Origin of the sequence: Halomarina salina (assembly GCF_023074835.1) — an archaeon.
Taxonomy (GTDB): domain Archaea; phylum Halobacteriota; class Halobacteria; order Halobacteriales; family Haloarculaceae; genus Halomarina; species Halomarina salina.
Genome location: NZ_JALLGW010000002.1, coordinates 397,529 through 411,153 on the forward strand (window position 1 = coordinate 397,529; position 13,625 = coordinate 411,153).

A 13,625-nucleotide genomic window follows, 5' to 3' on the forward strand; every position below is an offset into this window, starting at 1 on the left:
GCGCTCCACCGCGCACTCGCTCTCTTTCACTTTCACTGGCCCTCTCGCGGAGGTTCAAGTCGTGGTCGTCCGCAGGTTCGGTCAGCGATGTTCACCGACGTGACCCACGTGACCGTGTTCGTCGACGACCAGGACGAGGCGATTGCCTTCTACGCCGACGTACTGGGTTTCGAGGTCCGGGTAGACAGTCCGATGGGCGACGAGGGCCGCTGGGTAACCGTCGCGCCGCCGGGTGCGTCGGTACCGGAACTGACCCTCGTGGAGGCCGACAGCGACGGGAAACGGGAGCGTATCGGCTCGCAGGCCGCCGACCACGTGTTCCTCGTCCTCGAATCGAGCGACCTCTACGCGGATTACGAACGCCTGCAGGAGGCCAGCGTCGAGTTCCACGGCGAGATTCGCGAGGTGCCGTGGGGTATCGACGCCACGTTCGAGGACCCCTGGGGGAACGTCTACAACGTCGTCGAACCCGAGGGGTGAGGCCATCCGCGGGCGGGATTCGCCGAGGCGGACACCGGACTCCCGTTCACGTTCAGTTTCGCTCTCCTCTCGGCGCATATTCATGTCCTCGAACAATCAACAGAAAACTGCACCATGATCGGCGAACTTTCGCACGTGACGCTGCTCGTCGAGGACCTCGACGAGGCGCTCGCGTACTACACCGACGTACTGGGCTTCGTCAAGCGCGACGATGTCGATATGGGCGAGATGGGCCGCTGGCTGACCGTCTCGCCCGGCGAACAGGAGCTCCCGCAGTTCTCGTTGATGGAACCGGAGACGGACGAACAGCGCGAGCGCGTCGGCGCGCAGGTCCCCGGCTACGTGGCGTTCGTTCTCGGCACCGACGACTGCCGGGCGGAGTACGAGCGACTGACCGAGGCGGGCGTCGAGTTCGGTGGCGAACCCGAGGACAACCCGTGGGGCGTCGAGGCGCAGTTCACGGACCGCTACGGGAACGTGTTCGACCTCGTCGAACCTCACGAGATGGACGAGGAGGCGATGGCGGCCCTCACCGAGGGCGCAGACCCCACCGCTGACTGACCGCTCGTTCCCCCCTCACTCCCGTTTTTCGTCGCCCGAGTCGCTCGACTCGACGCACTCGGCGAGCCACGCCCGTTGCTCTCGGACCCCCCGCTTTCCAGCCTCGCTCAGCGAGTAGACGTCCTCCAGTCCGTCGACCCGGCGCTCGACGTGCCCCGACGATTCGAGCGCCGAGAGCCGGTCGTAGAACCGCTTCGAGTCGAGGCGACTGTCGTAGTGGCGTTCGAGCCGTCGCTTCAGTTCGGGACCACGCGCCTCGCCGAGAGCGAGGAGGGCCGCGCACATGTCCCGCCGGGTGCCGGATTCCAGCCAGCGCATGCCCGGAGGTGTGTCGCGGGGGACTCGGCCGTTGTGGTTCGAGGTCCATCGCGGCCCCGACTCCCGTCGGCCGCGAGCCGGAACCGACAGAGACGACGGGACGGCGCCCGAACCGGTGGTATGACCGACGCCGACGCGTCCGACGAATCCGACACGACCGACCACGCCGACACCGCCGAGTCCGACGGCATCACCGCTCGCTACCGCGAGACCGACGGCGAGCGGGTGCTGTCGTTCGAGTTCGAGGGTCGCACCGCCGCCGTCGCCCAGAACGTCGAGGGGTACGCTATGCTGAAAGTGCGCCCGACGCCGGACGGCGACGAACTGGAGCGGTACTACGGGTTCGACATGGCGCTCGACCACGCCGCGGAACTGCTCGGCGTCGCGGTGGACGACCTGCCGGTTCCCGACGCGGCGGCCGACATGGGGATGTAGGGCGAGTCTGACCGGTCGCTCGCCCCGGACGAGTCACGCCCGTCCGGACCAGCAGGAACAGTCCGGTGAGCGACCAGCAGGCGACGCCGAGGTGGTTGTTCGCGCGCGGGAGGCGAGAGAACCGTCTGGAGAACTGTCCGGCTCCGGACGGTACCCGCACGACCGGTTCATCTACGTCGTCTGTTAACACTTTGCAGTTTCCTGCAGAACATCGTAAACCGGCCGGTCGTGCGCGCTCGCGGGCACTCACGGCAGACATATACCTCGCAACCGACTACGTGGACACATGTCAGAGGTACGTATCGCGGGCGTCGGACTGACGCCGTTCGGGCGGACGCCCGACCGCACGGGCCGAGACCTCTTCGCCGAGGCCGGCCTGGCCGCACTCGACGACGCGGGCGTCGCACCGCCGACCGTCGAGCACCTGTTCTTCGGGAACTTCATGGGGGAACTGGCGGAACACCAGGGCCATCAGGGACCGCTGATGGCCGAGGCCGTGGGCGTGAACGCGCCCGCGACGCGCTTCGAGACGGCCTGTGCCTCCTCGGGCGTCGCCGTCCGCGAGGCGGTCAAGACCGTCCGCAACGGCGAGGCCGACGTCGTCCTCGTCGGCGGGATGGAGCGCATGACCAACATGGGGACCGCCGGGGCGACCGACGGCCTCTCCATCGCCGCGGACGACCTCTACGAGATTCGGGCCGGGATGACCTTCCCCGCCGCGTACGCCCTGATGGCGCAGGCGTACTTCGACGAGTACGGCGGCGGCGTCGAGGACCTCGCACATATCGCGGTGAAGAACCACGACAACGCCTTGCCCAACGAGTACGCCCAGTACCGCAACGCCATCACCGTCGAACAGGCGCTCGACGCGCCGCGTATCGCCGACCCACTCGGCCTGTTCGACTCCTGTCCCATCTCCGATGGCGCGAGCGCGGCCGTCCTCGTCAGCGACGAGTACGCCGAACGCGAGGGTCTCGACGCGCCAGTCTCCATCACCGGCAGCGGGCAGGGCGGGGACAAACTCGCGCTCCACGACCGCGAGTGGCTCGCTCGCTCGCCCGCGACGGAGAGCGCGGCCGAGATGGCCTACGACGACGCCGGAATCGGTCCGGACGACGTCGAACTCGCGGAGGTGCACGACTGCTTCACCATCGCCGAGGTGCTCGCCATCGAGGCGCTCGGGTTCTACGAGTACGGGGAGGGCATCGATGCCGCCCGCGACGGCGAGACGACCCGCGACGGTCCTCTCCCGGTGAACGTCTCGGGCGGCCTGAAGGCGAAGGGTCACCCCGTCGGCGCGACGGGCGTCGCACAGATCGCCTCGCTGACGAAGCTCCTCGAAGGGAGACACCCGCGCTCGCCGGACCTCGACGACCCGCGCGTCGGACTGGCGCACAACGCGGGCGGCACCGTCGCCAGCGCGACGGTCCACGTCCTGGAGGTGAGCGACCGATGAGCGGTGAGGAGGCCGAGGCCCCGCGCGAGGACGGTTACGACGACCTGCTCGACGCCATCGAGGACGGGTCGGGCTACTACCTCTCGTGTCCGAACGGCCACGGGTCGCTGCCGCCGCGGCGGGTCTGCCCCCACTGCGGGTCGCAGGACCTCGACCAGAAGCCACTCCCCGAATCGGGCACCGTAGAGACGTTCACCGTCGTCCGCGTCGCCACGCCGCAGTTCGCGGACGACGCGCCGTACGTCACCGCCGTCGTCGACTTCGGCGAGGTCCGACTGACCGGTATCGTCGACGCCCCCATCGACAGCGTGTCCGTCGGGATGACCGTCGGTGTCGGCGTGGGACACTCGAAGCCGACCGGCGACCGGATGCTGACGCTGGACCCGCGGTAAGCCGCGACGGTAGTTCGTTCAGAACCGCACTGACTCAGCCGAAAGACTCGTGCCGCGAGTGTGTCACCGGGATTAGACGTTACTAGATAGAAAGTGTCAATTTCGTGAACAACTTCCATAGTAATGTCAGCCTTTTACGACCGACCATATCGTCGTTCTACGAGCTATGGGTAGATTATGCGGCTGATAGTCACCGCGTCAGTGACACAACCGACACTACGTCAGGCGCTTCAAGATGTCCCCTCCACGCGAATCATCATCGAACAAGTGGAGACCGAATACTCTGGAGAGCGAACACTCACCTTCTGGGTCGAATCAGACGACTTCGCGGCATTTGAAACCGCGATGAGCGACGACCCAACGGTGACCGACGTCGAGTGTCTCACGACGTTCAGCGACCGGCGACTGTATCGGGCAACGCAGGTCGGGGAGGGACGGGCCAAGAGCCTCTATTCGGCGCTCACAACATCTGGGGGCGACCTTCAGAGTGTGATTGGCACCGCCACAGGGTGGGAGTATCGGGTGGCGTTTCCGGATAGTGGTGGCTTGTCACGACTCCGAGACATATGCGAAGAGTTCGGCCTCGACTTCACCCTCCTTCAGAAGTACCAACAGACAGTACACCTCGATAGAATATCAAGCGCTGCGAATCAGGAGGTTCCTCCTGATCTCGGGTTAACACCCACCCAACGAGAGACGCTACTTCGCGCCGTTGACCAAGGGTACTATGCCATTCCTCGGGAAATCAGCCTCGTCGAACTCGCCTCCCAGTTGGGTGTATCCGACCAAGCGGTCACCGAACGACTTCGTCGAGCGATTGTCGCCTTGACGACGAATGCATTCCTCCTAGCAGAGCAGGAATCGACGCCACACGATGACTAGGTACTGAGCAGCAACGTGCGAGTAAAAGCGGCACCCTCTGAGTGTGTCGAACGACCCGAGGGGGGACGCGTGCCGCGAGTCGTTCAGCCGACAGTTCGACAATGAATCCGGAATGGGCAGAGTGTCTGACGTTTGTATCAGATAGCAACGGCAAGCAACATACTTTATGGCAGCCATCCGCCAGTGGATAGTGGACTTACTCACACCGCTGCTAACTGCATGGGGACGACAGTGACGGTGGAAGCGGTTCCCGGGACGCTCCGGGTGAGTGAGTCCGGCCACGCGGCAGCGACCGTGTGCCTCTGACGACCTCGACCTGCTGTCGCGTGGCCCTTGCTCTCGACACCGAGGGTGCCAGAGGGAGAGCGCCTACGAGATATCAATAACGACACATTTGTCAGACGTTTCTATTACTGGAAACTTACACGAGTTTTTATTATCCCTGCGCTGTCAGTCGATTGTGGACTCGCTCACACCGCTCGCAAGAGGATGGGGACGAGAACGAAGGTGGAAGCGGTTCCCGGCACGCTCCGGGTGAGCGGGTCCAGCCACGTGACAGCCGACGTGTGCCTCTGACAGCCCGTTTAGTGCTGTCCCGTGGCCTTCAATTCACTAAGGAGACGCAGACATATTAGATGTGTACCTGGCTTGTAAAGTCATCCGCTCGGTGCAAGACTCACGCTCTGAGTCTATCGATAGACCTGTGCCGCGTGTATATCAAACCGAACGAGGGTCGAGGTAGTAGTCGGGTTTGTGAACGTCCAACTTTACATCCCTTTCCAGAAACTCATCCGCATCAGCAGAATATGATAACGCGAATAGCTTGGATTTTGACTAAGTATTTATACATACAGGCACCAGATGGTTGGCTGTCATTATGGCCCGAATAGACGTTGATGATGGAGTACAACTGTTCGTTCAGGACTGGGGCTCGGGAACACCCATCGTGTTCGTTCATGGGTGGCCACTGAGCCACCGGATGTTCGAATATCAGTACATCCGGCTTCCGAGGGAGGGCGTCCGGTGTATCGGTATCGACCTCCGTGGCTACGGCCAGTCGAGCAAACCATGGAGTGAGTACGACTTCGACCTGTTCGCCGACGACCTCAAAGCGGTCCTCGACGAGCTCGATGTAGCGGATGTCACGCTCGCAGGCTTCTCGATGGGTGGAGGTGTGGTCACCCGGTACATGAGTCGCCACGACGAAGAGCACGTGGCGAAGTTGGCGCTGCTTGGCGCTGCGAGCCCCGTTCTGGCCAAGAAACCCGACTTTCCGGATGGTGTCGACGAGACCGCATTCGTGGACCTCGCACAGGGTTGTTACGAGGACCGGGCGAAGGTGAGCAGTGACTTTGCCGATTCGATGTTTCACTCCGCACCGAGTCCCGAGTTGAAGGAGTGGCTCCAGAACATGAGCATGGAATCCTCACCACAGGCCATGGCTGATTCGATCGAAGCGGTCGGCGAGATGGACCTTCGGTCCGACCTCGCGGACATCTCCGTGCCGACGCTCATCTGTCACGGTGTGCACGACGAGGCCTGCCCGTTCGAGCTGACGGCCGAGAAGCTCCACGAGGGCATCGAGAACACGGAACTCGTCCGCTTCGAGGAGAGCAGCCACGCACTCTTCTACGAGGAGAAAGAGAAACTGAATCAGGAGCTGGTGAACTTCAGTACGTGACTCCAACCGACTGTCCCAGCCCCCTCGCTCTCCCATCTTCGGCCGACTGCTGTACGATGTTGTTGGCACGGGGGTTTCTATGCCGCCATCCTGCTCACTGGCGGCACACCGGCATCGGCCTCCTCACCTCACTCTGACAGACCCACGCTCTGCGTCTCTCGAACGGACGAGTGACGCGTGCCGCGAGTCTAACACTTTCACAGAACACACTTACTAATCGTTGACTGAGTCGTAGTATGAATCGCCGCGTTCTCCTCTCATCGCTTGGCGTGTGTGCCACAGCGAGCCTCGCTGGGTGCTCGTCACTGCTCGACGACCCAACGGGAGGTATTGACGGAGGCGCTCCCCCTGCAGGAACGCTTCAGTTCATCAACGACGGCGACCGATCCTACACCATCGAGGTGGCTGTCGTCGACGTCGGGACAGACTCTACCATCACCAGCGAGGAGCACGTCGTCACCGGAGAAGTACCGACGCGATTCCCACCCGAGCAGCGGACGCTCGTGGTCACAAAAACGATAGAATCCGACCAGCGACGAGCGTTCCCAAACACGTTCACCGAGCCGGTGACGTACGTGCTCGAATGCACGCTGAGCGACTCGGTTCCGTGGGCAGAGCCGGAATCGCACCTGTTCAATCCTGCTCCGGCCAACTACGATTATGGGTATATCGCCAGAGCGCGTGTCTCGGAGTCTAATACGCTCAGTCTCGGTAGTCGCTCGACTGACGACCTTGGTCCCTTCGAGAAGTGACATCCACCCGTGCAGCCCTTTGATAGACCCATGCTCTGAGCCTATCGATAGACCTGTGCCGTGAGTAAATCAGCAGGGGAGTCGAGACCGACGGAGGGGAGGAATAGAAGTCGACTTACAGCCAGTCACGAAGGTGGGTGACTTCCTGGACCGGTGGTGACCCGACGACGATGCATCGTTCGTCGATGTCCGTGGAGACGACGGAGCCAGCTGCCACGACTGCATTCGGTCCGATTTCGACACCGGGAGCGATTACAGCGCCTGCACCGACGAACGCCCCGTCGTGGAGAATAATTCGCTCGAACACATCGTCGCGGAGTTCCATACCGTCTTCACCGAGATCGTGCGTGACCCCCACGATACTGCAGTTTGGACCGACCTGTACTTCGTCACCGATCTCGGCGTTTTCGACGAAACAGCCTGCGTTGATGTCAACGCTATCGCCCACGTGGCACTTCTTGAGCGATGTCCGCTCGTAGATGCCACAGTCGTCTCCTACCGTGGAGTCATGAACGGTCACGTATTCACGAACCATCGATTCACCGATTTCAGACTCTACGACCCGTGTCGAGTCGTCAACATCACGTGCCATACACTTGACGCAAATTCCCTCCGCTAATCAGTACCGGTTACTCACTGCTGATAGCCGAGAACGCTGTTCACCCTCGACGCTGCCGTTCAGGCCTCGACGTACTCCAGGTCGTCCACGTCCTCGCCGCGGACCACGGCGACGAACTCGCCGGGGTGTTCGTAGTGAGGCAGGAGCAGAGCGTCGTCGAACACGACGAGTCGGGCGTCCGCGGCCTCGGCCAGGTCGTGCCCGCGTTCGACCGGGAGCATGTCGGTGGCGTTCCGTCCCCAGACGAGCGTGACGGGGATATCCAGGTCGGCGAGCGTCGCCTCCAGGTCGGCGTCCGAGTCGAGGAAGCCGCCGACGAACGACGCGGGCGCGAACCGCGCGCCGGGCTGGTGGGCCAACTGCCAGCGGTACTCCGTCCACTCCGGGTCGGCGTGGCTGGTGTCGTAGAAGCCGTGGTCGGCCTGGAAGTACTGTAACGAGCGCTTGCTCGCCAGCAGGTTGAACAGGCCCTCGCCGACGAGCGGTGCGCGCAGCAGCGACCGGAGCCACGTGCGCCGCCCCGGTACCGTCGTCGTCGTGGGGCTGACGAGGACGAGTTCGCGCACGTCGAGGTCGCCCTCCGCCACCGAACGAGCGACGTACGCCGAGGAAAGCGACGACCCGACGACGGTGGCGTCCTCGCTGGTGTCTCGCAGGAAGTCGGCGACGAACGTCTCGTACAGCGACGCGGAGTACATCAGCGGTGGCCGGTCCGAGAGGCCGAACCCCGGCAGGTCGGGTGCGAGGACGTGGTACTCCTCGGCCAGCGCGTCGAACACCGGGACGAACTCGGCCGACGAGGCGGCGGCGTTGACGCCGTGGAACAGGACGAGGTCCGGGTCGTCCGGGTCGCCCGCCTCGGTGTACGAGACGTCGAACCCGCGCCAGCGGTACGTCTGGGTCGCTCGGCCCAGCGGCGTGTGCGGCGTCGACGCCCGGTCCGACAGCAGTCGGTTGGCGACGGCTGTCCCCCCGAGGCCGGCGACCGCACCGACGAGAAGCTTACGAATGCGCATGGTCTCCGTAGGACGGTCGGGCGCTTAATCCCTGTCCACGCGGTGTCAGTTCCCTCGCCGCACGTGACCGTCTCGCTCGCTCCGACGTCGCCTCGACCCAGGTCGCCTCGGCCGAGTCTTCTCAGTCGAAGCCACCTCGACCGTACTCGCCTCAGCCGTCGCGTTCGGCGTCGACGCACTCCTCGATGGGCGTGACGAGTTCGTCCGCGACGGCGTACGGGTCGGTCTCGCGGGCCAGCACGCGCTCGACGTACTCCTCGATTCCGCCGCGGGCGGCGAGTTCGCCCGCGACGAGCTGGTTGACGTCCTCGCGGAGGAGCGTGCGTATCTCCTCGGCGTAGCGCTGGCGCGCCCGCTCCTCGCCGGTCCCCGACTCCTCCAGGTATCGGGCGTGGTCCGCGAGCGTCTCGACGAGTTCCTCGACGCCGGTTCCCTCCTCGGCGACCGTCTCCAGGACGACCGGCTCCCAGCCCTCCTCGTCCGCCTCGCTCTGGGTGACGCGCTCCATCGCGGCCGCCGCGTCGCCCCCGTGGTGCTCGGCGGTCTCGGTGTAGTCGTTCCGGGTGTCGATCATCTCCCGGAGTTCCATCACGGTGCGGTCCGAGCCGGGCAGGTCGGCCTTGTTGACGACGAACACGTCGCCGATTTCGAGGATGCCCGCTTTGAGCATCTGCACGTCGTCGCCGCTGCCGGGCGGGACGAGGACGGCGACCGTGTCGGCGGTCTTCACGATGTCTATCTCGTTCTGCCCCGCGCCGACCGTCTCGACGATGACCTTGTCCTTGCCGAACGCGTCGAGGGCCTTGACGGCGTCCGCGGTGGCCGTCGAGAGGCCGCCGAGGCTGCCGCGAGCGCTCATCGACCGGAAGAACACGTCCATGTCGCCCGAGACGCTCGCCATCCGGATTCGGTCACCCAGGACGGAGCCGCCGGTGAACGGCGAGGAGGGGTCGATGGCGATGACGCCGACGGTGAGACCCTCGTCGCGGTAGTGCTTCGCGAGTTTGTCGACGAGCGTCGACTTCCCCGCGCCCGGCGACCCGGTGACGCCGATGACGTCGGCGTCCCCCGTGTGCTGGTACAGTTCGCTGACGAGGTCGCGGTAGCCCGGCGTGCGGTTCTCTATACGTGTGATGGCGCGGGCGAGCGCTCGGTGCTTCCCCGCGAGCAGGTCGTCGATGAGGTCGCCCATCAGTCGCGCTGGGGAGCGTTCTCGCGGACGAACTCGACCGCCTCCTCCATCGACGCGCCGGGGCCGAAGATACCGCCGACGCCCGCCTCCTTCAGTTCGGGCCGGTCGTCTTCGGGGATGATGCCGCCGACGACGACGAGCGTGTCGTCCAGCGCGTCGTACTCCTCGAGCCCCTCGAGAATCTTCGGGACGAGCGTGTTGTGCGCCCCCGAGAGGATGGAGATGCCCAGCACGTCGACGTCCTCCTGGACGGCGGCCTGGACGACCTCGTCGGGCGACCGGTGGAGCCCCGAGTAGATGACTTCGAACCCGGCGTCGCGGAACGCCCGCGCGATGACGTGTGCCCCCCGGTCGTGACCGTCCAGCCCGACTTTCGCTACCAGACAGCGGATGGTCCGCTGGTCCGTATCTGCGCTCATGACCCCCGCTTCACGGGGTGGCACATTGACTCTAACGAACTGTCTAAGGAGACCGGAGCGGGGCGACCGGACCGACTAGGACCTACCGGTCGGACTGCGACTGCTCTGTACGGACGTCTCGGTCGTGTGACGTCGAGTCGGTCGAAAAAGTGACGCCTGCGGGGCCGGTGGGACCGACCCGACCACGTGGTTCTGCGGATTACGCGGGCGCGCTCGCGTCGACCTCGTCGCCGTCGGGCAACTCGACGGTGAGGGAGTACTCGCCGGGGCCGAACGTCCCGGTGGACGCGTCGACCATCTCCTGCGAGACGCCCCGGTCGAAGCCAGCGCCGGGCTTCTCGTAGCTCACGAGGCTCAGCGTGAGTTCACAGCCGTCGTCGACGGCGAACGATATCGTCGCCGTGCCGTCTTCGACCTGGACGTAGCCCGCGTCGAGGCAGGCCGCCGCGTCGTCGGCGAGCGTCGGTGTCGACCCGCTGCGGGTCGTCCGGTCGTCGACGCCGTGCGCGTACCGGACGAGGCGCTGCTCGTCGCTGTAGAACCCGTCGTCGGGTCCGACGTGCGATTTCGGTTCGCCGACGACGAAGTCGACCTGGAAGTAGGTCGACTCGCCGTCGTCACCATCGTCGCCGTCCGTACCGTCATCGGGTGTCTCCGTCGGCTGTTCGGTGGGCTGCTCGGTGGGTTCTTCCGTCGGCTCCTCGGTGGTCGACGGTGGCTCCTCAGTCGTCGCCGGCGGTTCGTCGGTCGTCGCCGGGGGTTCTTCCGTGGTCGTTGGCGGCTCCTCCGTGGTCGTTGGCGGTTGCTCCGTAGTGGTCGGCGGTTGCTCCGTGGTCGCCGGTGGCTGTTCGGTCGTCGCTGGCGGTTCTTCCGTGGTGGCCGGCGGTTCGTCGGTCGTCGCCGGTGGCTGTTCGGTCGGTTCGTCGGTGGTCACCGGCGGCTCGTCCGTGGTCGCTGGTGGCTCCTCCGTGGGCTGGTCCGTCGACGACCCGACGGTGAGCGACGAGTCGCTCACGCTGGTGACGGCGAGACTCGCGCCCGCGGCGTCGCCCGCGGCGACGTCGAAGAGGTCGATGCCGGTCTGGCCGTCGGCGGTGCCCACGACGGTCACCGTCGCGACGACGACGCTGCTCCCGGTGAGCGGGTCGTTGCCGTAGATGGCCTCGAACGCGGCCGAGTCACCGTCGGCCGCGACGCGGGCACTCTCCAGTGCCGGCGACCCGCCCAGCGAGACGGCGGTTATCTCGGCGACCGAGGGGTTCGTCAGCGCGACGTCGCCCTCGATGGCTCCGACGGTGTCCGCGCCCTCGACGACGACGTCGAAGGTGACGCTCTCGCCGTTCGCTATCGTCGGGTTCGCGGGCGACGCGGCGACGGTCACTCCGTCCTCCTGAGCGAGGGCGATGGGGGTCATCGCCCCGACGAGGAGCAGGAGTACTCCCAGTATCGCCAGTGTCTGCGTGCGGTACGTCGGTCGGGTCCTGTGTTTCGGTGTCATCGGTTGGTGTGTCGTCTATCGCTGTGTGCTGGTCGTCGGCTGTGCTGTGGTGTGGTCTCAGTCACTGGTCTGGGCGAAGAGGTTCTGGACGTCGACGACGTTGAACTGGCCGTCGCCGTTGTAGTCGAACAGGAGCGGGTCGCCGGTGACGACGCCGGAGTCGCGGTTGACGAACAGCGCCTGCACGTCGCTGGCGGTCAGTTCGCCGTCACCGTTGACGTCCTCGTAGACGCCGTCGCCGTCGAGGTCCTGTGGCGGTCCGGCGTAGCTGTCGTCGATGAGCGCGAGAGTGACCGCGACGGTCCCGGTCGCCTCGTCGTCGACGGTGAACACGCCGTAGTCGTACTCGCCTGGCGCGAGGGAGTCGGGAATCGCGGCGCTGAGCGGGACCGAGTCGGTCACGCCGGCACCGAGGGTGACGGGCGCGGACGCGACGGTCTCGCCGGGCGCGAGCGTCCCGTCGCCGTTCAGGTCGAAGCGGAGCGAGACGGTCTTGGTCGTCTCCAGGCTCCCGTCGTTCGTGACGTCGGCCGTCACGGTGAGCGACTCGCCGCGGACGACGCTGTCGGGGCCGTCGAGGTTCGAGACGAGGAACTCCGCCGGGACGACGGACAGCGTCGCGTCGGACGTGCCGGTCACGTCGTAGGTCTCGACGCCGTCTTCGGTCCCGAGGACCGCCGAGGAGACGGAGAGCGTCGTCGAGTCGACGCTCGCCCCTTCGACGGTCACCGTCGCCACCGTCACCGCGCCGGTGTCGGCCGTGTCCATTCCGACGGCGGCGATGGACGCCGAGGAGCCGTCGCCGGCCACGCTCGCGTCCTCGAAGCCGGTCGCCGGCGAGTCGATGCCGACGATCTCCGCCGTGGCGGTGTCGCCGATTGCCACGTCCAGGTCGATGGCACCGACGCCGCCGTCGGCGTTCTCGACGACCACGTCGAAGGTGGCCGTGCCGCCGACGCCGACGGTCTGCTCGGACGGCGAGAGGCTCACGGCCGTCGCCGGCCCGTCGCCGCCACCGCCGGAGGACGCGGCGACGCTCAGTGCGGCCGTCGCGCTGTCGTCGTCGCTGTACACGCCGTGGGTGTAGCTGCCCGCGCTGGCGCTGCCGGGGACGGTCACGTCGAACGTGACGGCCTGGGACTGCCCGGCGTCGAGCGTCACCTGCTCGGAGTCGAGCGTCTGCCCGTCGAACTGGTAGACGACGGTCTGGGTCCCGCTCTCGCCGCCGTCGTTCGTGACGGTCGCCGAGACGGAGATGGACTCGCCCGCGTCGGCGCTTCCCGGTGCCTGCAGGTTCGAGACCTGGAAGTCTGCCGGGTCCACCGCGACCGGTTCGACGGTCAGCGTCGCGCCGTTCGTGCCGGTCACGTCGTAGGAGTTGCCGGGCAGGTCACTGAGGTCGGCGTCGGTGATGCTGAGGCCGGTCGACCCCTCGGCGACACCCTCGACGGTGACGGTCGCTATCGTCGGACTCGCCCCCGCGATGGGGTTGTTGCCGTAGACGGCCTGGAAGCCGGCCGACGACCCGTCGGCGGCGACGTCGGTGTTCACGAAGCCGGGGCTGCCGGCGACGCTGACGGCCGTGATCTCCGCCACTGACGGATCCGTCAGTTCGAGGTCGACGTCGGACGCCCCGACGTCGCCGTCGGTGGTCTCGACGACCACGTCGAACGTCGTCGTCTGGCCGACGGTGACGGTCTGGCTGTTCGGTGCGATGCTGACTTCGGTGCTCGTCGCGCCCATGGCGACGCCCGGGACGCCCGCCGCGGCGACGAGCATCGTCGCGAGTACGAGGGCCGCGACCGCCCTGAGTGTCGATGTATCGTGGTTCATTCGTCTTCTGTCGTGGTCGTTCGCGCTGCTGGTCGAGTCGTGTCCGTTCGGCGGCCGAACGGGGTCGATGGGGCGACGTGGCGGGGAGAGG

General features: G+C 65.9%; 15 protein-coding genes. 8 read left to right on the plus strand and 7 right to left on the minus strand.

Annotation, left to right across the window (positions count from 1 at the left end):
• The first annotated feature begins 87 nt into the window (after positions 1-87).
• Both MX571_RS17880 and MX571_RS17885 read left to right on the plus strand, forming a co-directional pair.
• Positions 88-480, plus strand: a complete 393-nt coding sequence (locus tag MX571_RS17880; protein WP_247419324.1) for a VOC family protein — start codon at positions 88-90, stop codon at positions 478-480.
• Positions 481-594: 114 nt separating this feature from the next.
• Positions 595-1,041, plus strand: coding sequence for a VOC family protein (locus tag MX571_RS17885; protein WP_247419326.1), 447 nt, complete (start codon positions 595-597; stop codon positions 1,039-1,041).
• 15 nt (positions 1,042-1,056) lie between these two features.
• Here the strand turns inward: MX571_RS17885 and MX571_RS17890 are convergent, their stop codons facing one another.
• Positions 1,057-1,359 carry a PadR family transcriptional regulator gene (locus MX571_RS17890; protein ID WP_247419329.1) on the minus strand — a complete coding sequence of 101 codons (303 nt, stop codon included), beginning with the start codon at positions 1,357-1,359 and terminating at the stop codon, positions 1,057-1,059.
• A gap of 120 nt (positions 1,360-1,479) precedes the next feature.
• Between MX571_RS17890 and MX571_RS17895 the strand changes: the two genes are divergently transcribed.
• From MX571_RS17895 to MX571_RS17920, 6 genes are all read left to right on the plus strand, one after another.
• On the plus strand, positions 1,480-1,794 hold the full coding sequence (locus tag MX571_RS17895) for a DUF7111 family protein (protein WP_247419341.1): 315 nt from the start codon (positions 1,480-1,482) through the stop codon (positions 1,792-1,794).
• Positions 1,795-2,080: 286 nt separating this feature from the next.
• Positions 2,081-3,250, plus strand: coding sequence for a thiolase domain-containing protein (locus tag MX571_RS17900; RefSeq protein ID WP_247419344.1), 1,170 nt, complete (start codon positions 2,081-2,083; stop codon positions 3,248-3,250).
• Positions 3,247-3,642 (plus strand): Zn-ribbon domain-containing OB-fold protein, encoded by a 396-nt coding sequence (locus MX571_RS17905; protein ID WP_247419346.1) that lies wholly within the window; start codon positions 3,247-3,249, stop codon positions 3,640-3,642. Before MX571_RS17900 ends, MX571_RS17905 begins: the two co-directional genes overlap by 4 nt.
• Positions 3,643-3,819: 177 nt before the next feature.
• Positions 3,820-4,524 carry a helix-turn-helix domain-containing protein gene (locus tag MX571_RS17910; protein WP_247419348.1) on the plus strand — a complete coding sequence of 235 codons (705 nt, stop codon included), beginning with the start codon at positions 3,820-3,822 and terminating at the stop codon, positions 4,522-4,524.
• 877 nt (positions 4,525-5,401) lie between these two features.
• Positions 5,402-6,205 (plus strand): alpha/beta fold hydrolase, encoded by an 804-nt coding sequence (locus MX571_RS17915; RefSeq protein ID WP_247419350.1) that lies wholly within the window; start codon positions 5,402-5,404, stop codon positions 6,203-6,205.
• Positions 6,206-6,441: 236 nt separating this feature from the next.
• Positions 6,442-6,957 carry a hypothetical protein gene (locus MX571_RS17920; protein ID WP_247419352.1) on the plus strand — a complete coding sequence of 172 codons (516 nt, stop codon included), beginning with the start codon at positions 6,442-6,444 and terminating at the stop codon, positions 6,955-6,957.
• Between the two features lie 115 nt (positions 6,958-7,072).
• Here the strand turns inward: MX571_RS17920 and MX571_RS17925 are convergent, their stop codons facing one another.
• The 6 genes from MX571_RS17925 to MX571_RS17950 form a co-directional block, all read right to left on the minus strand.
• A complete protein-coding gene (locus MX571_RS17925; RefSeq protein WP_247419354.1) occupies positions 7,073-7,549 on the minus strand; it encodes an acyltransferase in 477 nt (158 codons plus the stop codon).
• 86 nt (positions 7,550-7,635) lie between these two features.
• The gene (locus MX571_RS17930; RefSeq protein WP_247419359.1) at positions 7,636-8,592 is read right to left on the minus strand and encodes an alpha/beta fold hydrolase; all 957 of its coding nucleotides are present in this window, start codon (positions 8,590-8,592) and stop codon (positions 7,636-7,638) included.
• A 151-nt stretch (positions 8,593-8,743) separates the two neighbouring features.
• Positions 8,744-9,784, minus strand: a complete 1,041-nt coding sequence (gene meaB / locus MX571_RS17935) for a methylmalonyl Co-A mutase-associated GTPase MeaB (protein ID WP_247419362.1) — start codon at positions 9,782-9,784, stop codon at positions 8,744-8,746.
• A complete protein-coding gene (locus MX571_RS17940) occupies positions 9,784-10,203 on the minus strand; it encodes a cobalamin B12-binding domain-containing protein (protein WP_247419365.1) in 420 nt (139 codons plus the stop codon). Before MX571_RS17940 ends, meaB begins: the two co-directional genes overlap by 1 nt.
• Before the next feature lie 199 nt (positions 10,204-10,402).
• Positions 10,403-11,701 (minus strand): hypothetical protein, encoded by a 1,299-nt coding sequence (locus MX571_RS17945; protein WP_247419368.1) that lies wholly within the window; start codon positions 11,699-11,701, stop codon positions 10,403-10,405.
• A gap of 57 nt (positions 11,702-11,758) precedes the next feature.
• Complete coding sequence (locus MX571_RS17950; RefSeq protein ID WP_247419371.1) at positions 11,759-13,534, minus strand: CARDB domain-containing protein; 1,776 nt, start codon at positions 13,532-13,534, stop codon at positions 11,759-11,761.
• Positions 13,535-13,625: the final 91 nt, after the last annotated feature.